Annotated in this window: 13 protein-coding genes and 1 pseudogene; 8 read left to right on the forward strand and 6 right to left on the reverse strand. The window is 54.8% G+C overall.

The window, feature by feature from the left end; genetic code table 11:
- Positions 1–55: 55 nt before the first annotated feature.
- From CHB87_RS22965 to CHB87_RS21505, 6 genes are all read right to left on the reverse strand, one after another.
- The gene (locus CHB87_RS22965) at positions 56–304 is read right to left on the reverse strand and encodes a hypothetical protein (RefSeq protein WP_425432495.1); all 249 of its coding nucleotides are present in this window, start codon (positions 302–304) and stop codon (positions 56–58) included.
- Between the two features lie 37 nt (positions 305–341).
- The gene (locus tag CHB87_RS22970; protein ID WP_425432496.1) at positions 342–1,130 is read right to left on the reverse strand and encodes an ArdC family protein; all 789 of its coding nucleotides are present in this window, start codon (positions 1,128–1,130) and stop codon (positions 342–344) included.
- Positions 1,131–1,609: 479 nt separating this feature from the next.
- Entirely contained in the window at positions 1,610–2,605 is a 996-nt protein-coding gene (locus CHB87_RS21490; RefSeq protein ID WP_089410534.1) for a hypothetical protein, read from the reverse strand.
- 429 nt (positions 2,606–3,034) lie between these two features.
- A complete protein-coding gene (locus tag CHB87_RS21495; RefSeq protein WP_089410515.1) occupies positions 3,035–3,628 on the reverse strand; it encodes a ParA family protein in 594 nt (197 codons plus the stop codon).
- 658 nt (positions 3,629–4,286) lie between these two features.
- The gene (locus CHB87_RS21500; protein WP_089410516.1) at positions 4,287–5,465 is read right to left on the reverse strand and encodes a Fic family protein; all 1,179 of its coding nucleotides are present in this window, start codon (positions 5,463–5,465) and stop codon (positions 4,287–4,289) included.
- A gap of 100 nt (positions 5,466–5,565) precedes the next feature.
- A complete protein-coding gene (locus CHB87_RS21505; protein ID WP_089410517.1) occupies positions 5,566–6,534 on the reverse strand; it encodes a tyrosine-type recombinase/integrase in 969 nt (322 codons plus the stop codon).
- 177 nt (positions 6,535–6,711) lie between these two features.
- Here CHB87_RS21505 and CHB87_RS21510 point away from each other — a divergent pair.
- The 8 genes and pseudogenes from CHB87_RS21510 (at position 6,712) to CHB87_RS21540 (ending at position 22,060) form a co-directional block, all read left to right on the forward strand.
- Positions 6,712–7,660: pseudogene (locus tag CHB87_RS21510) on the forward strand (IS5 family transposase).
- A gap of 311 nt (positions 7,661–7,971) precedes the next feature.
- Complete coding sequence (locus CHB87_RS22080) at positions 7,972–9,825, forward strand: hypothetical protein (RefSeq protein WP_142988480.1); 1,854 nt, start codon at positions 7,972–7,974, stop codon at positions 9,823–9,825.
- Positions 9,826–10,099: 274 nt separating this feature from the next.
- Positions 10,100–10,861, forward strand: coding sequence for an Ig-like domain repeat protein (locus tag CHB87_RS22975; protein WP_425432497.1), 762 nt, complete (start codon positions 10,100–10,102; stop codon positions 10,859–10,861).
- Between the two features lie 65 nt (positions 10,862–10,926).
- Positions 10,927–11,739, forward strand: a complete 813-nt coding sequence (locus tag CHB87_RS21525) for a hypothetical protein (protein ID WP_089410520.1) — start codon at positions 10,927–10,929, stop codon at positions 11,737–11,739.
- Between the two features lie 9 nt (positions 11,740–11,748).
- Entirely contained in the window at positions 11,749–15,048 is a 3,300-nt protein-coding gene (locus tag CHB87_RS22085) for an RHS repeat domain-containing protein (protein ID WP_142988481.1), read from the forward strand.
- Positions 15,049–15,119: 71 nt separating this feature from the next.
- Positions 15,120–20,072, forward strand: coding sequence for a DUF2341 domain-containing protein (locus CHB87_RS21535; protein ID WP_176441925.1), 4,953 nt, complete (start codon positions 15,120–15,122; stop codon positions 20,070–20,072).
- A gap of 16 nt (positions 20,073–20,088) precedes the next feature.
- Positions 20,089–20,421, forward strand: coding sequence for a hypothetical protein (locus CHB87_RS22090; RefSeq protein ID WP_142988482.1), 333 nt, complete (start codon positions 20,089–20,091; stop codon positions 20,419–20,421).
- The gene (locus tag CHB87_RS21540) at positions 20,384–22,060 is read left to right on the forward strand and encodes an RHS repeat-associated core domain-containing protein (RefSeq protein WP_089410523.1); all 1,677 of its coding nucleotides are present in this window, start codon (positions 20,384–20,386) and stop codon (positions 22,058–22,060) included. The genes CHB87_RS22090 and CHB87_RS21540 overlap by 38 nt, the downstream gene beginning before the upstream one ends.
- The last annotated feature ends 7 nt before the right edge of the window (positions 22,061–22,067 follow it).

Raw genomic sequence — 22,067 nt, forward strand, 5'->3', positions numbered from 1 at the left:
ACCGGTAAGGGCGGCTCAGTGAGGCGGACGGCAATGCCGCCCGCTTCACGTTCCGTTAGCTTGCCTTAGCGAGCCCGATCTCTGCTTCTATCACGACCTCAGAAACGTCCTCTTCGAGTGCCGCGAGGATGACACCGGAGGTCTTCTGGATGACTTCCAGACTCTCGGCGAGGAGTGCGGCATTGCCATCATAGAGCTGGATATACGAGGCTGAGGCGTTTCCGGTGTCGAGTCCTATGGTGGTTCCGACCACAAAGGCGATCGCTTCGGCTTCGGTCTCGCGCACCGTCTTGGTGGTGCTCATGTGACGTGCTGCGTGCCCGAGAAGCGAGTGCGCGAGCTCATGAACCAGGGTGCTGAAATCCTCCGCCGGAGACTGACCTGGAAGCAGGACGATTCTGTCTCCGTAGCACATGCCCAAAGCAGGGGCGATGCTCTCGTTGAACTCCAGGGCTAATGCCCTGGGCGAGCACGAACTCGATCAGTCGTTCGCGGTACACTCCCACGTCGCCAGTCACCTCACAGGAGAGTTCTGGAAGATCGGCCCCAGTCGTCTGCTCCTGGTCGAAGACATAGGCCGCCCTGAATCCGACCAACACGGGCTGACTCTGAGTGCGGATGTCCTGCTTGTTGTGGAGGTCGACTTCGGTGTCATTGTTACGCCGGGCACCGAGGATGGGAGCGAGGATGCGAATTCCCTTCTCTCCCTTCTTGACGTGGCGGCCAAGCTGGTTCCACATATACATCCCGGCGACGCGTTTGGCTCCGGGGCATTGTCTGGCGATCTCAAGCACATTCGAGGAGCTGTACGTTCTGAAGCGTCCCATCGCGGTGAGGTAGGCGGTCAAACCTTCAGAGTGTCCCTGTTCCAATTGCTCGATGAGGAGTTGGATATTGGCTGCGATCGCATCCTTCGCGGTCTGCTGTTTGTGGGGCGTTGCAATGACACCGGGGGCGGGGTTCTGGCTGCTGTTGTTTGAGGGGTTGACTGCGGCGGGCCGGATGCGTTTGCCTGTCCTCTTCATGATGTTGTCTCCGTATTGAATAGCTGTGCTGTGTTTGCTGACAAACACGCCTTGGCCATGGCCCATGCCATCGAGGGCGGCAAGCGCAACGGAGAGGGGAATCACCCATCTGGAACGAAGTGGAAGGCGAGCGAAGCGAAGGTCTGCACAAGCGCAGCGCGGAAGACTGGGGAGACTCCTTGCGTGCGCCAGGAGCAGAGCTCCTCAGGAGGTTTGGCTTCCTTGTTTGGCGCGGAGCGCAGATGACGCTTCTGTAATCTTTAGGGACGGCGTTGCGGGCAGTATTGGCATTCCGCGTACAGAGGTTTGGTGGTCTCCATACTTATTTCGATTCGTTCTTCAATGAGACTCTTGGATCACCTGAATATCTCTTGTTCTCATGCTTCTCTTGCTTCCTTATTAACAGTACGCGGAATGCCAACCATTTGTACGTGGAATGCCACAAAGACGTACGTGGAATGCCGATATGCCGTACGCGGAATGCCAGCAATATCGTACTGGGAATGCCAATGAAAAGATCGAGTGCAAGGGTTCTGTGGTGGAAAAGCGTACGCGGAACGCCAATAGGCACTCCGCGTACACTGCTATCGGCCTAGTTTTCTAATGCGGCCTTTCGTTACATCGTCTTCGAGCATTGGCACAGGCGTGTGATCGACCCAAATGCCTTGAGGCACTTCCTTGATTCGAACGCTTGGCCATAAGGTTTGAAGAATGCGAATGGCCTGCCGAGCATGAGAACGAGTACGTCGAGGGTTCTTGTCTTGTGGGAACTGCTCGCTTAGCGCAGACCAAGGGATGATGCTTTCGCTCGCAGCCGAGTAGCACCTGAAGATGAGCCAGTAAACAAGGTCTTGGACCTGCGTGGAGCCGTCGATCTCCAGCCAAATCTTACGCGGAAGAACAATGTGATGCTTGCGTATATCTTCAAAAAGACCGGCGTTCAGTTGAAATCCGAAGCGGTCGACCATCTCAGGAAGGCTCGGCTGATCATCTGAGTCGATTCCCCGCTGTCCTGTAATGGAGGCGGGCAGATACGATCTTTCAATGATCGGATACGTGATGTCATGCTTTGTGCGGTCTGCCTTCCTCTGAATGTTGATGACCAATCCAGCGACCCGCATAAAACGCTTGTTAAGATCACGATTCCCGCTCCCTCCGATAGGCAAACCGGTCTCGCGCTGGTATTCAGTTGCAGAGGTCCAAGGAATGAACGAGGAATTGGAACGAATCGCCTTATCGAAGATCCATGCGAGGAGTTTCCGATCCGCTCCGAATGGAAGCGGTACACCTGGAGCGGCTGCAGAAAAAGTTACGGACAGGATTGATCCGTCTCCCAACCTGGCCTGACGGGTGATTCGGGTCTCTTTCGATTCACTGTAGGGCAAGGTACATAGAATCATTGCCTGTGCGAGCTTAATGTACTCATCACCGAGCGTACCCTCGTGTCGCGCTACCGCGATGTCCCCAAGACGCAGGGCCTGCCGCTCTTTCGCGAGTTTTCGTTCGAGTTTGGCATCCCTCTTCGCTTTAGGCTTCGGCTCCTCCGCAATTGGAACCGAGCTTTCAGTTGTTTTTTTCATCAGATCGCCCCTCACCGGCGGGCTTGAGCGCCGGAATCAGGCACTCGGTTGCAAATCATCTCATCATAGACGCATAAATATTCAGGTATCTAAATATCTATCGATTTGCACTGACCCAACCCTCTACCAATCGTTGCACGAGGTCAGACATATCCTCGCCCGAATCGAGTCTGCGCAGTATGAAGTTCATCTCGGAGTGCGTTTCCTTTTTCAGGAAGAGCGAATACGCCTTCCAGGCAGGATTCTTTGACTTCGTGACCAGCCTATTTTGTATCCGAGGAGATATTTCCTGGGCTTTGGTCAAACTAGGCCGTCCCGACACCCGTGGCGAGCTAGATGCTACAGTGCCTTTAAAGTCTGACGCTTCGTTTTCGTCAGATTTGGCCATTCCGCCTTTGATGATTCCAGCCAATCCCGATAGCTGTCCCATTACATGAGCTCCTTTCCGATGGCCATATAGCTGTCCCAAGCACGGTTTGCGTTACGGTCATTTGTTTGTTGAACGATCTCCCCAGCGCCGGCGGCTTTCTCAAAAGCCTTGAGCCGGGGAATTTCGCCCTTGAAGATCGAAACGCCTTCATCTTCAAGCAGTTTTCTGAGTTCCATGGCGTCGCGCTCAGGTGGCGGCGGGACTTTCGTCAACAGCACTCGAAAGCTGTCGGTGCCGATTTTTTTCAGTGCCAAGACTGTTTGGATCAACCCATCGGTATCGAGCGGGGACGGAGTGGCAGGGATGATGAGAAGGTCGCAAGCATCCACTGCTTCTTTGAGATCCGCCGCGTCGGGGCGCTGTCCGGTGTCGATCACGATGTGCTCGTAACTCTTTGCGAGTCGTGCGGCTTGATCCACTGGTGCGACACGGAAAGAGAAACCGTTTCCCCGCTGGCTCCAATTCAAAGCGTTCTTTGTCTTATCGCCGTCGAGCAAGAGTGTCGGTGCCAAGGTTTGAAAGTATGCCGCCAAGTGAACGGCCGAGGTGGTTTTTCCTGCACCTCCCTTATAACTTGCGAGCGTGATGATCATGCGGACCTCTCAGTATCTAAATACTTAACAACCTAAACACCTAAGCGACTATACGGCAATCATACACCCATCTAAGTATTTAGGATTTTGAATACTTGAATACCTCAGTTGACTAGAAAGATGCGATTATGCCAAATGCCACGAGAAATACCTGGACCCCGCTACCCGCCGATGTGGCTATCATCGGCTTGTCGGGCACCAGAAAACGATTAAACAGGTATTTGAATACTTAAATACTTGAGTTGCTGAATGCTGAACTCACAGCCTTCATCGCAGCGTTCTTTCCTTGCAGAAGTAGGTTGAAAACGAGAAGACTGTAGCGCTCGTTTTTCGGGAAGCCATCAGCTCACGCCAAACAAAGCGCCGGTCTTAAGGATTTTAACTCCCGACCTCCGTCTTGTTTGCGGGACTGTGGCATACCTCGGTGACAGGGAGATGTCTCGGGAGGGAACTAATTAAGCCACTGAAGGGTATATTTAGCGCGATTGTGGAAGATTTTAACCGCGCCTATATCTGCGCGAACACGCATTTATCGTTCTGTTCGGGCTATATTATCCATGACGATGTCCATGGTTGAAAGGCTCAAGGCCCGTAAGTTCGCCCGCTACCGCCTGAGACGGAGCGGGCGAACCGTCGCATCTCGAAGTCCGTCGGCGCTTTAGAGGGACTTTAGCGGAGTGGTTCCCTCATTCAAGATGGAGAGGTAGGCGGTATAACCGAAGACCCTCCCGCGTCTCCGCCCGGTAATCTCTGCGACAATGCCGAGCTTCTCAAGATCGGCGAGCGCGAGGTTGACAGTCGGGGCGCTCAACCCAGTCTGTTGCCCTAGCCGGTTCGCCGTCGCCAGTGGATTCCGCTGCAAGAAGTCATGCGCTCTCAAAGCCGATCCCACGCGCTCGCCCTGAGCTGCAATCCTCTCCCGATCGTTCTTGAAAAGTCCAACGATTCGACTCGCGGCATCGAAGGCCTGATTCGCCGTCTCCGCAATTCCTTCGAGAAAGAATGCCAACCATTTCTCCCAGGCTCCTTGTTCGCGGACTTCCTGCAGAAGACGGTAATACTCTGAGCGATGGGTTTTGAGATACAGACTCAGGTAGAGCAGGGGTTTTTGAAGAACACCCTCACCGCACAGATAGAGAGTCACCAGAAGTCGACCGATGCGGCCATTGCCGTCGAGGAAAGGGTGAATGGTCTCAAATTGGACGTGAAGGAGTCCAGCTTTGATCAGCGCTGGGAGTTGCGAAGCCTCCTCATGAATGAAGCGCTCGAAGGAATTGAGCGCCCCATCCAGCTCCTGGATCGGCGGAGGCACATACAGCGCATTTCCCGGCCTCGTTCCGCCAATCCAGTTTTGCGAACGCCTGAACTCGCCGGGGTTTTTCGTTGCGCCCCGACCGCTCTGTAAGAGCCGCTGGTGCATCTCTCGGATTAGGCGTAGGGAGAGGGGCAGTTCTCGCATCCTTTCCAGGCCGAACATCATGGCGGCGACATAGTTGGAGACCTCACGGATATCGTCGACCGGTTGCCCGACCCCAGCCTCGGTCTCAAACCGAAGAAGGTCTGTCAGGGTCGATTGTGTGCCTTCGATCTGAGAGGACAGCACAGCTTCTTTGCGCACATACATGTAAAGAAACAGCTCGTGAGAGGGAAGCAAAACAGTGATGCCGTCCAGTCGACCTAGCGCACGTTCCGCTACACCTAGACGCGCAAGTAGAGATAAAAGATCGATGGCCGGCGTCGGGGGAAGCGGTGGGGGCACAAAGGCACGAACAACCTCGCCGCCCGCGATGGTCTCAACGTATTGCCCCAGGCGCGGGTTTTCAGTTTCTAAACTCATTGCGTAATTCTATCGTTATTTAAGAAAATCATCATATTGCTAAATAGTGCAATTCCTTAGTAAAGCTGTCCTAAAGAAGCCATCTCTGGACGGAACTAAACTAGATTCCGATCTTCTCAACCTCATCGAGCGAGATCTCATCGTCTCGCCGGTCGTAGAGGCCGGTCGTCCGGGAGGATTCATGCGCCGCCATCTGCTGTGCGACCTCCAGCCTGCCGCCGTTCTTGAGGTAGGCGGTGATTCCGGTTGCCCGAAAGGTATGGCATCCGATCTCGGTCTTGATGCCTGCGGCAAGCGCCCTCCGGCGGATCATGCGCCACACGTCGCATTGAAGCATGGGGTTCGCGGTCAGCTCGCCGGATCGGCCCCGCACCGTACGGAAGAGCGGCTCCTTCGGTTGTTTGGAGAGGTCGGCAGCCGCGATGTACTTCTCCAAGTACAGGTCGAGATTGTGGTGGGTCGGCATGGCATGTTCCTTGCCGCCTTTTTCGTGGAGCCGCACCCAGCCGCGCCGTCCTTGGACGAAGAAGTCCTCGACCTTCATCGAGATCGCCGCGCCGACCCGGGCGAAGGTATAGACCATCAGGCCGATGAGTGCGCGATCGCGCAGGCCGGACAGGGAATCGGTGTCGATCGCGTCGAGAAGGGCCCGGGCCTCCTCGGCCTGAAGCACCGGCGTCTTGCCGCGCCTCTGCGAGTGCCTCGGCCCGCGCACCGCGTGGGCGGGATTGGTAGGAATGACCTGGCCGACGACCATCCAATCGAAGAGCATCCGCAGCGCGGCCAGCCGGAGCTTCACGGTTGGCTTGGCATGGCTCTTGAGCTGCAGCTCGACGAAGGCGGCGACGTGGACCGGCTCCACCTGGGCGAGATCCCGGATGCCGTGCTCGGCGCAGAAAGCGGAGAACTGCCGTACCGCCTCTCGGTAAGCGCGGCGGGTGTTGGGGTTGCGGATGTGCGAGCTGAAGAAGTCGCGCATCCGGGTCTTTGCCTCCGGGCGGGCGGCGAAGATCGAGGGCAGGGAAGCGCATGGCCGAAGTGTGCTCATCGCAAGGGTCTTGGCTGTCATCGGAGGAACTCCGGGAGGGGAAGAAGTGCCGCGCTCATCTACGCATGATAAAGGACATTATCATGCGTAATAAGAAAACGTTCGCCACAGGTTGAATGAATTGCAATTAGGGAAACTCTGCACAAGTTCTGCGTTCACAGCCTGATTGATTAATCTGATGGTGAGGGGTAGATGGCGATGAAGCAGCAGACGTTTGCGTCACAGTCGAGCTTTGAGAAGTATGGCCGGAAGTCTCGGCGGGAGTTGTTTCTGGACGAGATGGAGTTGGTCGTTCCATGGTCCGAGTTACAGGCTCTGGTCGAGCCGTACTACCCGAAGGCCGGCAACGGCCGTCGTCCTGTCGGGCTTGCGATCATGCTGCGGACCTATTTTATGCAGCAGTGGTTCAACTTGTCCGATCCCGGCGTGGAAGAGGCACTTTACGAGTCACCGACGTTGCGGCGCTTTGCTGGCGTCGACCTGGGCGTGGCTCCGGCGCCGGATGAAACGACCGTGCTGCGCTTCCGTCACCTGCTCGAAAAGCATGACCTCGGCGGCGCCATGCTCGATGCAGTGAACCTGCATCTGGCCGCTAAGGGCATCCGCATCGAGACCGGCACGATCGTCGATGCGACCATTATTCATGCGCCTTCTTCCACCAAGAATGAGAAGAAGGAGCGTGACCCGGCGATGCATCAGACCCGCAAGGGAAAGCAGTGGTACTTCGGCCTGAAGGCGCACATCGGCGTCGATGCAAAAGAAGGTCACGTGCATTCGGTGGCGACGTCCGCGGCCAACGTTTCGGATGTACACATGCTGCCGGATCTGCTGCATGGCGAGGAGCGCAAGGTGTGGGGCGACGGCGGCTATCAAGGCCAGACCAGGGCCATTCAACAAGCCGCGCCCAAAGCCCATGCAAGCGAACCAGGTTCAAGAATTATGTCGATGAAGTAGCGAAGAAGAAAAATACGACGAAATCAAAAGTACGAGCGAAAGTAGATACGTCTTCCGTATCCTGAAGCGCGTCTTCGGCTTCGACAAGGTGCGCTACCGAGGCATCGCCAAGAACCATCACCGGCTCTGCGCCAACTTCGCTCTCATCAACCTCTACCTCCACCGCAAGCACCTGGCAGGGCTCCCCGCATAGCGCCTGAAAAGGGGCAAAGAGTCTTCAACCTCCGCACAAATCCTGCCAGAACAAGCAAAAACAGACCGCGCCATCGCAGCAAAACAGGCGCCCCACTCAAGCCACTCGCAGACCTCTTCAACTCAGCAGCCTACGCAGAGGCTCCTTAGGGGCACTCTACGGTGTTAGCCATATTGCCAACAAAAAGGTTACTTATGTCTATAGACTTTCGTACCGTATCGGTTCTCGGTGAAAGTGGATAGAGTGGTTTCAATCAACAACCTAATCCGTTTGGCGTCCCTGTTATTGGGTCGCAAGAAGGTATTGTGTCCATGCACAAGAGTGTGCCGTTCGCCTTCCTTTTCGTCTGCTACGCTTCTTTCGCATGTGCTCAAACCACTACATCTAGCCAGTTTGTCTATGTAAATCCGAGTGGGGGATATTCCACGCAGTATCCGGATGCGCTCTGGCAGCAATCCGATGGCAACTTGGGCGTCGGAACTTCGACCCCGCGAGCGCAATTAGAGGTGAATGGCGATGTGATTGCCGGAGGTGTCTATAACAATGACCACACCTTCTTTGGTGGGCAACATTTAGCATTCAACTTTGATTATAGATACGCAAGCGTTGCTGCCAATAACTACGGTATATTCAACTCTTCCGGTTACGCTTTCGACTTTGTCCACAATGATGCGGGAACCGGTCCTCTATCCACAGATGACAATCTATCCTTGACGGTGTTGACTCCGCAGTCCGCTGGTCCGGCTATCGCTGATACGGCAATCAAAATCATCGCCGGCAACTTATATACGGGATTTGGTACCGATGATCCGCATGCATCAGTGCATATCGGTTCCCCAATGGTTTCGTTGCAATATCAAAATCAGACTCCTTTTGGCTTCCAGAATGCCACGGGTGCGGGGAATCTTCTAATCCAATCGTTTGGACCGAGATCAATGGCCTTTGGGTCGGCACTCACGTTTGCGAATGACGGCGGAGTGAATGGTGGCGGAAATTATTGGGAGACTGGACGAGTCATGACAGCGGGCGACGACAATGTCGACAATGGCACGGGCCGGATGTATCTCCAGACTCGTGCATGGAATCCTACACTGGGTTACTGGGACTGGAATAGCAACTTGGTTCTCGCCGCCAATGGAAGTGTCGGGATAAACATGGGTCTCATCGGAAACTCCACAATTGTCGACCAGACACCAACGCAAGCGCTCGATGTCAATGGCGGCGTCAGGATAAGAGGCTCGCAGGGCCTCACCTTCCCTGATGGAAGCGTTCAAACCACAGCCGCGCCGCTTACCCAACTCAATGGCAATGTGGGAATTGGAACTACCAATCCTCAAGCTGCTCTCGAGGTCGCAGGATTCTCCCAGGCGACAGGCCCCGGAAATGGTGTTGGAATAACGCTGCACAATACATCTGGGGAGCCGCAAGGCGGATCAATCACAAGGATCCTCTTTGAGGGCGGGAGCGTAGGAGACGATAAGGGAGTTCAACCCTTTGCCATGATTCAGGGCGGCGGCACTGACTACGATAGCAACAATGGATTCCTCGGCTTTCAGACAGCGCAAAGTGGCGCTCTTGCAGAACAAATGAGAATCATGCCCAACGGGAATGTCGGTCTTGGAACGGCGAATCCAGGGGCCAAGCTTGAGGTCAATGGCAATACGCAGATGGACGGCTCGCTTACATTCAAAGATGCCGGTGGCAATCTGACTGTTCAGTCCACCGCATGGAACGGTACTACTTTAGGCGGCGACTATGCCGAGTCCATCGATGTCCTGGGAGATCGGAAGACGTATCAACCCGGAGACGTTATTACGATGGACGAGTCCGCGCCTGGAAAGTTCACCAAGTCGCAAAAGCCCTATTCCAAGCTCGTGTCCGGGGTCTTCTCTACCAAGCCCGGTCTCACGGGACGACGCGTGAATTACGAAAGACCGGACAAGGAAGCAGAAGTTCCCATGGCCATGATGGGAATTGTACCGACGAAGGTCAGTACAGAAAACGGAGCCATCGCAGTCGGCGATCTCTTAGTTTCGGCTTCCATTCCGGGTTATGCCATGAAGGGAACAGATCGCGAACGGATGATGGGCGCCATCATTGGCAAAGCTCTTGCCCCGCTCGGCTCCGGATCGGGCATCATTGAAGTCCTGGTGTCGCTGCAATAGTCGTCACTTAAGAAGGCTGAAATGCTCTAAGCGCAGCGCTTGAGTGGAGGCGGAGATGTGGCGGTCAATTTTTGGATTCTTTGTATCTTTGATCTTCGTGTTCAACGTCGGTAGGTCTGCGCTGTGCCAGACTGCATACCCGAGTGCGACCGTCACTATAGTGGGTCCCCAGACCGGGGGCTCGGCCAGTGGAACGCTCACCTTGGCATTCAACGGGCATTTCCATACCGTTTCATACGGTCCACTTTCTACGCCAAATTCGATCGCGTCTGCTATGGCAGCGGCGTTCGCTAGCTATCCAGCGCAGCCGTGGCCAACGCGCTTATGCACCATTGGAGTGTGCGCAAAGGCTACAGGAGCCACGATTACATTCCAGTTGAAAGACCTGTCCTCTACATTTGGTGCAATTACGGGATGTGGACCACACGACGCGTTTTCTGTTGATTGCTCAGCGTGGCCGCCCCCGGCCCCGGTACAAACCTCTTTGATTCTTTCGCCCTCAAACAATCCCGCTACAGCTGGACAGGCGGCCATCTTCACGGCCACGGTGTCGCCCTCGAATTCTGGAGGCCCGGCTCCAACAGGAAATGTAACCTTCTCAGATCGTGGACAGGCGTTCTTGACGGCACCGCTCGGAAGCAACGGCAGCGTAACGGTGAGCAACAGCACTCTGTTGGCCGGTGTGCACAATCTAATCGCGACATACTTCGGCGACGCCAACTATCTCGGGTCGACTTCATCAATTCTTCTTGAGACCGTCCTTCCAGGTCAGCCGTCCAGTCTCTATCTGACGCCCAGCTCAGGTTTTCCGGACACTGTCGTTGAAATCTCCGGCGGCTACTTCGGATCGTCAAAGGGTTCGGTCTTTTTCAACGGAACCTTAGCAGCGATCCGAAGCTGGAGCTCAGGCGACATATTCGTCATCGTTCCAGCGGGCGCCACAACGGGTCCCGTTACAGTTCAGGGGGCAGGAACGTCAGGTCAGGGCTTCTTCACTATGTCATCAGGAGCGCCTCCTGCCTGCCCAGTACAGTAATCGGAATAAAGCTTCGCAGAGCTCGATCAGTAGTCGTTCAGTCTTTCGTTGATGAGGAGTCTCCTTTGATCAAGATGTTCATCGCTTTGCTATTGACGTTTGCAAGCATCGCCAAGGCCCAGACGTCGTTTGCGTTTGCTGGAAATACTGCCGATGCCTATGACAGGCTACCGATGCCGAAATCGAGCAACAGAGATTCTCAGGCCCTACAGCTACTTCAACAATCTGTCGATAAGATGGGTGGACTCACCGCGATCCGCGCCATCCCAGGATGGAAGATTCATCTGCGGGTTACCCAGGCAGCCAATAATACAACTCACATTGCACGCTGGGAGGTGGTTGGCGACGAGTTCCGGGTGGAGCATCTGAGCAGCGACGCCTCAAAGATGCTGAAAGCCGTCACTACAGGCCAGGGAAATGCTTCTACGCAGTCTGGCACCACCACCACGCCACTGCCATTTCATACGGTCCGTTCATGGATAGTCCCGCAGATGGCTGCTCAACTCCTTGAAAAAGCAATCGATGATCCCGAATACTCGCTCGATCTTCTCAAGGTGGACGCGAACAGCAACCAAACGATCATTCGGATCGTCAACACGAAGACCCCACTGACCAGACTGACCACCCCGGAACTATGGTACTTCGACAATACAACCATGCTGCCTGCTTTGGTATGTATTCGCCAGTATAGGCCAAACGACTTCACGCATCATGCACTCATGACATTCGCAATGAGCAACTTCACTTTGAGAGACGGGGTCCTAATTCCTTTTCACTCAACTCTACAAATTGGTGAATTCGTTCTTGAGACGGCCGACGTTGTGTCTGTGAAAACCAATGAGGCTATTCCGAATTCTCGCTTTGCGGCGCTTCGCTAGGAGACGAATGTGAAAAATATCCTCTTATTTTCGATACTACTAGCATTCACCGCTCTCCCGTCGCTAGGGCAAGAACTTCAGCAAGGATATGTGCCGTACGGCTCATTCGATTTTGGAACCATCGATTCCGTCAATCTCCAGAACAGGAATCTGTCCATTAACATTCCTATCGTTACCTATAAACAAAAGGGAAGCCTGCCGGATTTTGGGCTGAAGCTTATGTTTTGGGCGCCACAATGGACCACCATCTCATCTCCGTACGGGTGTGATCCAGGATCGACTACCGGCTCGTCGGGAGGCAGTTGCAGCGAATATACCTATACAGTTTGGGATGGAACGGTCATGGGAATGTCCGTTACCGCGAATAATGTTGTATCGTTCGGCGAAACGCCATCATACGATTCCCAAGGAAACCTCATGGCCAACGGCGAGTACTATACCGATCCAAGCGGCGCAAACCACTACTTGAGCCAGAATATGTTTAGCTTCGGAAATAATCGTGTGAATGTGGCCATCGACGGATCGGGTTGGACTGATTGGATAGATCCGAATGGAATCGCATATGTCTCCTCTTACACAGGCACTTCACTCACTGGATATACGGAGACCGATCTTTACGGAAACAGCGTAGCGACTGATTTTACATCAGGGGAGTTTCCTATCCCCACAGGATGGACCGATTCAACGGGCAGATTTATATCGAATGGCACCCCCGGTTGGGAGCCGACTACGAGTGCTCCGTGCTTGACAGTAGGCTATCCGGGCGTCGGTGCTGCCGATGCATATCCGGTCAGCTACTGCTTTAGTCAGCAGACCTTTACGCAGCCCCCTGGGATGCCGACGGCTCCATACATTTCTGCATCATGGGTCCTTACAAGTGTCGGGTTGCCGAACAATCAAGCCTACACCTTTACCTACGGCCAATCTGCGGAACTCAAATCGATCGGTCTTCCGACCGGCGGTTCGGTTTCTTACACCTATATGTGGACTTCCCCCCCAGGAGGCGGTGGCGGCACCCTTTATCCCGCAGTCACGACCCGCACCGAATTCGATGGAAGCAAAAGTCAGACTTGGAATTACAACACGGGACAAGACCCCAACGGCAACGCAACAAATCATGTATTCGATGGGAACGGTTATGAGGTAGAGACCGATTACTTCAACGGTCCTGTCACTCCTATAAGCCGTCCCGCGTCATGTGGAACAGGATGGATACCGTCGTTGACATGCCTGCCATCCGCGGAAAATCTGCTGAAGAGTGTCATCACTACCTATCAGCCAAACGGCGTCACCCCGTCTGGAACGGGATACGAGCTTCCGCAGAGCAAAATCACGGTGCTTAACAACGGGATGATCTCCGAAACCGTCTACACCTACGATACGACGGTGCCGGGACCATATAACTGGGATTCGACCATATATTTCTGGGACGGAGGTCAGTATCCCGTCTTGTCTTTCGGAAGCCTACTGCAACAAGACGACTACGATTTCGGACTGGGCGCCCCAGGCCCCCTGCTGCGCACAACGACCATGAGCTACCAGTGGCAAAACAATATCAATTATTTATTGCTGCGTTCGCTGCCTTTCAGCTCGAGGGTCGCGGACGGTCCCACGGGTACTCTCAAAGCACAGACGAAATATCTATACGACGAACCGAGCTATCTGGCTAATGCGAACGGCACGCAATTCTTCGGTAAACCCACTACAGTCACCAGCGGTCTTGGCGCGAATGCGGTCACAACTCATACTTCTTACAGGGTTGATGGAATGATCGGCGAAACCTTTGATGCCAAGGGGTGCGGAACTCAAATATTTTATCAATACAATAACTCTGTTCCTTACCAGACGATCAACTGCTTGTCAGAGATCACGCAATATGGTTATGACCAATACTCAGGGTTGCCAACGAGTGTTCAAACTCCAAATGATTTGGCCGCAGGCCGCTTGGGGACACAATATTCCTATACCCCGATGAAAGACTTGCAATCCATCACATATCCCGACGGCGGCTCTGTCTCAGCAAGCTATAGTTATCAGTCGCCGCTTAGCGTCACGGTGACCACGCAAGCGAGCCCCGATCCCCCCAACACCACAAGCACCGTCTATAACGGGCTCGGACGCCCCACATCTACGTCGTCGGCCGGCATCACCTCAGAAACGACATATGACGGCCTTGGCAAAGTTGCTACGGTCACAAATCCACATCTATCCACCCCATCACCAACTGATGGCATCACCTACAAGTACTACGACGGTTTGGGGCAACTCGTTCAGCAAGTCCAAGCGGACAATACCTCGCTGTGGTGGTGCTATAACGGCGTTCGTACGAACGATCAACCCAACTGCCATGGACAAATAGGCAGTTCTCTCGCCGGCAGCTGGATCGACTCGGCCGATGAGACAGGCCGTAACTGGCATAAGGGCTTCGACGCGCTTGGAAGGCTGAGAAAGGTGCTTGAGCCCAACGCGGCAAATGCCCCCGCGCTGGAGACGGATTATCAGTACGATGCGCTTGGCAACCTGCTGCGCGTAGACCAGTGGGGTGGCGCGGCAGGCGCGACGGGCGATCGTGTTCGAACCTTCAGCTACGACTCTCTGTCGCATCTTTTACTGGCGACGAATCCTGAGTCCGGCAGCATCTGCTATGGAACCACGGGCGGAGTCGCGCCTACATCGTCCAACTGCCACCAGAACGGATACGACCTCAACGGGAATCTTGTCTATAAGACCGATGCGCGCGGGGTTCAGGCGTCGATGACGTACGACTCCCTGAACAGGCTTATCTCGAAGACCTATCAATACGATCCTCAAAATACCCTATCCAGTTGCTTTCAGTATGGCTCGACGACAGCCGCACCCTCGAATGGCATTGATCATCTGCTGCAGGAATGGACGATCGCCGGGAGCTGCGCCGGGTCGGCTCCTGCGTCCGGCTATAGGACCTCCCACAGCTTTCTCTCGTTCGACGCCATGGGCAGGGCTACTGGGGAGGAGCAATGCCACCTAGCAAACTGCGTCTCGGGAACACCGTACAGCAGCACCATGTCATACAACCTGCTCGGAAGCCAGCACACTTACACGAACGGCGTGCAGAGCCTGACGCTGACAAATGGATATGACGCCATGGGGCATCTGCAGACGGTGAACGGCTCCCAGGTGAACACAATCCCCACGACGACGCTGTACTTCGGTCGATCGTACAGCCCGGCTGGAGCGACCCAGGATCTCTCGCTGGGAAGCGGAATCAACGTCACCTTCGGGTATGACAGCAGATTGCGACTGACGAACCAGATGGCAACCAATCCGTGATAATGGCCAGTCCGGCAGTATCCGTTCTACCGCTTGCGACAGACTCTGGAACCAAGGATCGGAGCTTCCTAATGATTGGCCGTATACGACAGTTGGGCATCATGGCCTTGACGGTCCTCATTCTTTGCTGTTCGGCGAGTCCGGCTGTCGCCCAAATAGCTAACGAGACTTATATTTCGTCATTGTCCTTACCGAGCGGTATCCCCGGCGACTCCATCACGCTGACAGGATATTTCGGCCCAACCCAGGCAATCGTTACATTAAACGGCGCCGCGATGCCGATCGTGAGCTGGGGTAACTTCAACGTTGTTGTGACCGTGCCCATTGGAGGAACCACGGGGGACATCGTGGTGAACCTTGGGGGCACCCTCAGCAATGGCGTTCCCTTTGCGGTCGATTCTACGGCCAGAGGATACTCCCGACCGATTACAATTCACCACAGTAGCGTCACAAGTTCGCTTCAGGATTTCCCGTTACTATTCGCTGGAACTTATACCGACCTTGCAACGGTGGCGAATGGGGGCAAGGTGCAGAATCAGTATGGATATGACATTGCCTTCACGTCAGACCAGGCCGGTCGGAACCCATTGGATTTTGAAATCGACGCGTACGATCCTGTCGCAGGAAAGGTTGCTTTCTGGATTCGCATACCGAGCTTATCGAATACTGCGGACACCACGATCTATATGTGGTACGGGTATCCCCATGTCTACACTTCGTTAGAGAATAAGAGCGGGGTCTGGAAGAGTAACTACCTTTCAATCTATCACTTTGGGAATGGCGCTCAGGTTGGAACTTCGGACTCCGGCATGGCTGGGTATACGCTATATGCCTCTTCGCCGGGGACCGTAGCAGGAACTGCCCCTGGTGTGGTTGGCAACGCCGCCGCGTTTGGCGCTACGTCGGCGGCGCTCGGAAACGGCCCAGTGACATTGTACCCGGGCAACGATTCGCCGGCTACCATCGAGGCTTGGGTGAATTTGCCCACGGATATGACTGCGCCGACGGCCCCTAACTATCTGGTGCCACCATCAGTACAAATAGTCAGTTATGGACATGTAACAGCCGACGGCGCTATGGGGCTTTGGTGGAATGGCGGGAGCCCGTCGCTCTTATTTGGTTTATACGACTACATGTTCGGCGGTACTCTTACAAACGACGGAAACTGGCACCATGTAGTAGGAGTTTACGCTGGCGGAAGTGTGTTGGATCCGCTTGTGGATTTGCTATATGTCGACGGGAATCCTATAAATCCTACAGAGGTGGCCAGCGGAGATGGCAATGGTGGTTATGGCATCTATACTCAATCGAATCCTTTGACAGTTGGCGGCCCGTCGCTGTTCACAAACGGCTATCCATTTATTGGTTCCGTGGATGAGGTAAGGATATCGTCCGGCACTCGTAGCGCTGCTTGGATTCAAGCCGAATATGCGAACATTTCCAATCCAAACAGTTTTTATATGGTTGGGGCTGTATCGAAAGGGCCAGTGATCAATTCGGTCAATCCGAACCCGGTGCTTGCGGGTGCCGCTGTCCGCATCGGCGGATCGGATTTTGGCGCGGCTCAGGGCGCGAGTTCCATTACGCTGAATGGCGTTCCGCTCTCGACAACTTCGTGGAACAATAGCTCGATCGCTCTTACAGTACCGTTTGGGGCTTCGTCAGGCAATCTGGTCGTCACCGTTCAAGGGGTTCCCAGCAACACGGTTTCTTTGGCTATCACCAATAGCCCTCCGCCGGTCATCAACGCGATCAATCCCACGCCAGCGCTCCCGGGAACGGTGATCAGTGTCATCGGATCGGGCTTCGGCGCGGTTCAGGGCACGAGCACAATCGCTTTGAATGGGACTGTACTGTCGACCTACGAATGGACTGACACTTTGATTCGCTTGAAAGTACCCGCAGGCGCTACGACGGGGAGCTTCATTGTCACCGTTCAATGCGTCAACAGTAATGCGATGCCGCTGACGACGGCCAGTGTCTTCACCGGCTATGAGCGCACCATCACTATCGACCATACCAAGGTGCCAAACACGGACCAGAGCAGCTTCCCAGTTTTGATTGCGGGGACGTATCCCTATCTCGCGACGAGTGCTAACGGTGGCAAGGTGCAGAACGCAAATGGCTACGATATCGTGTTCACTTCCGATGCCGCCGGTCAGGATGTTCTCGATTACGAGATCGATACATACAACCCTGTTTCGGGTGCGGTAGCTTTTTGGGTCCGTATCCAGAATCTATCCCACACCGCCGATACGGTCATTTACATGTGGTACGGCATCCCGAATGTGACGGCTTCGCAGGAAAACCCACAAGGCACGTGGAGGAACAATTACCTCTCCGTCTATCATCTCGGCGATGGGGCGACCGTCGGAACCTCCGACTCCGGTTACGCAGGGTACGACCTCTCGGGGTCGGCGGCGGCAATTTCAGGCAAGATCGGCGGAGCCGCTGGATTCAACGGAAGTACCGCAACCTACCTCAGCCATCCAACATTGGTTGAAGTCTATCCGAGTGGCAGCATGCCAGTCACGCTAGAGTCATGGGTGCAGTTGCCGTCCAATACGCCAAACGTTGAATTTTTGGGATACGGATCGGACTTAGTCGTGGGATCGCGTGTCGGACTCTCATGGAACAACAACAGCCAGGCGCTTCTGGAATTCAATCAAATCGGAGTGGCGGGGGCCGGATCCATGACGGTCGACGGCGCCTGGCATCACTTGGTAGGCGTTTACGGAGGCGGCCCGTTGAGCGCCACCGCCGATCAACTCTACGTCGATGGAGTTCTTGCTTCCCAGGGCATCGATGTCCCCATCGCATACAAGGGCATCTTACCGGACATTCAAATCAACGAGTTCAAGATAGGAGGAATCCCAACCGTGACCTCCTGTTGCGCACTCAATGGTTCCGTCGACGAGGTCCGCATATCGAGCGTCACACGGTCCGCCGACTGGGTCGCAACCGAGTACGCGAATCAGTCGTCCCCAGCTACCTTCTACAACATGGGGAGCGAAGCCGCCGGTGGAGTTTCCTCGCAACCTTCATCGTCGCAGACAACCTATCCGCTCACCTGCATCCCCCAAACAGTTATTGCCGGAACTGCCGTGAGTTGCTCCGTCTCTCTCCCGTCCGGCGCGACAGGCAGCGTCGCATTCTCCGTCGATCAGCAACCCTGGGTGACCAGCTTGATCGATGGCTCCGGTCTGTCCATCGCCACCTCTGGATTCACCGGCGCCACGGTCGGCGCCCATACGGTCTCGTTCAGCTATCCTGGCGACGGCGCCAATCCTCCGGCGGTTGGCGACACCACGGTCGGCGTGCTCGCACCGGGTTCGACCCTTACCGGCAGCAACATCATTTACCAGTACAGCATTACGAAGCCCGACGGCACGAGCGGCTATGACGCCAACGGCAACATCCTCTCCTACGCGGATAGCGTAAACGGTCAGTGGCAGATGGGCTACGACAGCCTGAATCGCCTGACGACCGCCAGCGTTGTACCCGCCGTGCGGGGCTACCAGTCGAACTTCTGCTGGGCCTACGACGCCTTCGGCAACCGCACCTCGCAGATTGCGTCCGACCAGCCGATCCTCAGCGAAGGTCTGAACTGCGTGCCGCACTCGGCAAACTGGAGCGGCAAGGGCACGGTCTACAACGGCGCCAACCAGCCTGCCTACGATATCGTCGCCTACCCGGCCAGCCCGCAGCAGTTCATGGCGCAGCCGCTGCAGCTTGACGCCGCCGGCAACGCTACCGCTGTCTACGACGAACTGGACAACAATATCGAGACCTCGTTCCTCTACGACGGCGAGGGGCGAGTCTGCGCGGTCGCATCTGCGGCCGGGATGTTTGGGTATATCTACGACGCAAGCGGCGCACGCGTGGCCAAGGGAACGCTCGCCACCTGGAGCTGCGACCCGACCAGTTCGGGTTATACTTTCACCGAGACGGCAGGCTATATGCTCGGACCCAACGGCGAGCAGGTGACCGAGACCGACGGCAGCGGAAACGTCGTCCACACCAACGTCTTCGCAAACGGTCAACTGATCGCGACCTATGCGAATGACGGGCTGCACTACCATCTTTCGGATTGGCTGGGCACCCAGCGCGTTCAGACGGACGCTTCAGGCAACAGTCAAATGGCCTTTGCCAGTATGCCCTTCGGCGAAATGCTGCCGACGAATGTTCCTACTCCATCGCTTGGAGTCACAGAACAACACTTTACCGGCAAAGAAAGAGATCAAGAATCAGGGCTGGACTACTTCGGGGCCAGGCACCTCGTGAGCGGTTTTGGCCGGTGGTTATCACCCGATAGCTTGAACTTGACGGATGACCGCGTACTCAAACCCGCAAATACTCTAAACAAATATATATATGCAGCTAACAATCCGTTCAAATACATCGATGTTGATGGCAAAGATATCACTGTATTCTATGAAGCGCCATCGGGAATTTCTAGCGCGGGTCACATCATGTTTCTAGCAGGAAATCAGTCCACTGGGGGTGCCGCTGCAATGAGTTTTGGACCAGTGCACGATTCAGATTACGGTCTAACAATCTTGGGTGCCCCAGTTAATAGTACAACCTCTTTCGTCTCTCCGGGGCATACGTTCAGCGCCGACGACATTCGCCAGAACTTCTCTTCGTTGACGATTCAAACGAGTCCTGAAGACACTCAAAAAGTGATCGATTTCATTCACAGCCTTGCCACCACGGGTAATCCTTACATGCTCTTCAAGAATAATTGCACCACTACCTGCGTTCAAGCACTCAAAATTATCGGCCTTCTCCCTGGCAGTAACAGCACCATTACGCCCAAAGGGTTGTGGAACGATTTATTCAAGAAGCATGCCGATCCTTATTGGATGAAGACGTACGGGAAGCCGCTAAGCCGTCCGGGCTTCAACTTTGGATCAAAGCCAAACGGCGGATACGACTCTTTTCAGTTGCTGGAAATACTTAATAAACATTGCACCGATACTTTTAATAGCAGTAACAATACTCTAACAAGCACCTGCAGCTAGGAAATTGAGGTACATCATGCCTGCCAAAATCAGTGACTGCAATGAGCATCGCAAGCGAATTCATCGCCATATCTACTGGATCTCGGCGGCAATCGCCAGTGCAACTTTCCTGCTTTGCGCCTATGTTTCGCTAGTGCCTGGGATGTTTCCTGAAGATCAATTTTTGCTTATATCTCTTGCTGGTATATTTTTGATTACAGCTCTTGGGATCGGCGGATGGGGTCTAACGGTCAGAAGACCTCCCATTGCAGTCTGGCCAGCTGGCCCTATTGTAGGTGTACTGCTTCTACTCGAGTTAATACAGTGTGTAAATGGACTTTTTGAAGTTTCAACAAAAAAATTCCATTAGTTTAGGATACCAGTCGCCAGTGCGGTTGGGCCTGAATCGTCTGAGGACGGCGAGCGTCACTCCCGCCGTGCGGAGCTACCAGTCGAACTTCTGCTGGGCCTACGATGCCTTCGGCAACCGGACATCGCAGATCGCATCCGACCAACCCGTTACGAGTGAGGGGCTGAACTGTGTCCCGCACTCATCTACATGGAGCGGTAAGGGAACGGTCTACAATAGCGCAAATCAGGCTAGCACCGATATCGTTGCATATCCAACGATAACGCCGCAATACACCGGGCAGTCTATCCAATATGATCTCGCCGGAAACGCCAAATCCACATTCGCGCTGTTGGATGGGAATGCCGAAACCTCATATCTATACGACGCCGAAGGAAGAGTATGCGCGGTCGCTTCCGCGTCGGGCATGACGCAATACATCTACGATGCTGAAGGCAATCGTGTGGCAAAGGGTACGATCAGCACGTGGAGCTGCGACTCGACCAGTAACGGCTATACTTTTGCGGAGACGGCAGGATACGTCCTGGGCGAGGGCGGAGAGCAGATAACTGAAATGGACGGAAACGGACAGTGGGTCCATACCAATGTCTATGCTGCGGGCCGCTTGATCGCCACCTATGCAAACGATCAACAGGGCGTCCACTTTCATCTCTCCGACTGGCTCGGGAGCCGACGGGTTCAGACAGACTATCTCGGAAACACTCAGATGGCATTTCAGAGTCTGCCTTATGGGGAGTTCGTGCCAAACAATACCAATCCTGGGCCTGCTCTGGGTGCGACGGAGCAGCATTTCACGGGCAAAGAAAGAGACACAGAATCAGGACTCGACTACTTCGGGGCAAGATACTACGGGGCGTCAATGGGTAGGTTCATGAGCCCCGACACATTTGGGGGTCATCTTGAAGACCCGCAGACGTTGAATCACTACTCCTACGTCGGCAACAATCCGCTCTCTCGCACCGATCCTGATGGACATGACTTCTACCAGCAATACGGAACGAGTGACCACTCTGGTTGCACGCAGGTTCAGACTGATCCGCAGAACAGCAAGAGCACTCAATGGGTGCAGGCTGGAGCGGACGGTAAGGCCACGATCATCACCAGCGATTCGATCCGCGCTGGCCAGAACACAGCCACGATGACCCAGAACGGTCTTCAGGTGAATGGCGCTCAGGGAATTTACTTCGATAACGCGGCAAGCCACACGACCGATGCCAATGGAAACGATGTAAATCACAACACACTGGACGTAGCTGGAAGTGGGCAGTTGGCAGGCTTCAACTTCCATGTCGATGGCAACTGCGGTGGTACGTGCATGAGTGCTGGCGAATGGTCGGCTCCGGGCATGACTTCCGCCCAAGCGCGGTCGGCACTGAATGCTAACTCGTTCACGATCCCGTTCGAGGACGCACGCGCTGGCTTCGGCGGCGGCGAACACGGGTTCTCAAACCAGTTCCGGTTCGGAGGTTCGTTCTTCGGTTGCGCTGTGTCTGCTTGCCCGAATACACCACACATTTCCGTGCCCTACGATCCTGCGAGTGCATACCCCAAATACAGCGTTCCCGCAGCGGGAATGTGGCATGTTGATGCGCACTCGGGATGGTTCGCTCATGGGCAAGATATCCAGAACACTCACTGAGGCCAGC

Source organism: Granulicella rosea, from assembly GCF_900188085.1.
In the GTDB taxonomy this organism is placed as follows: domain Bacteria; phylum Acidobacteriota; class Terriglobia; order Terriglobales; family Acidobacteriaceae; genus Edaphobacter; species Edaphobacter rosea.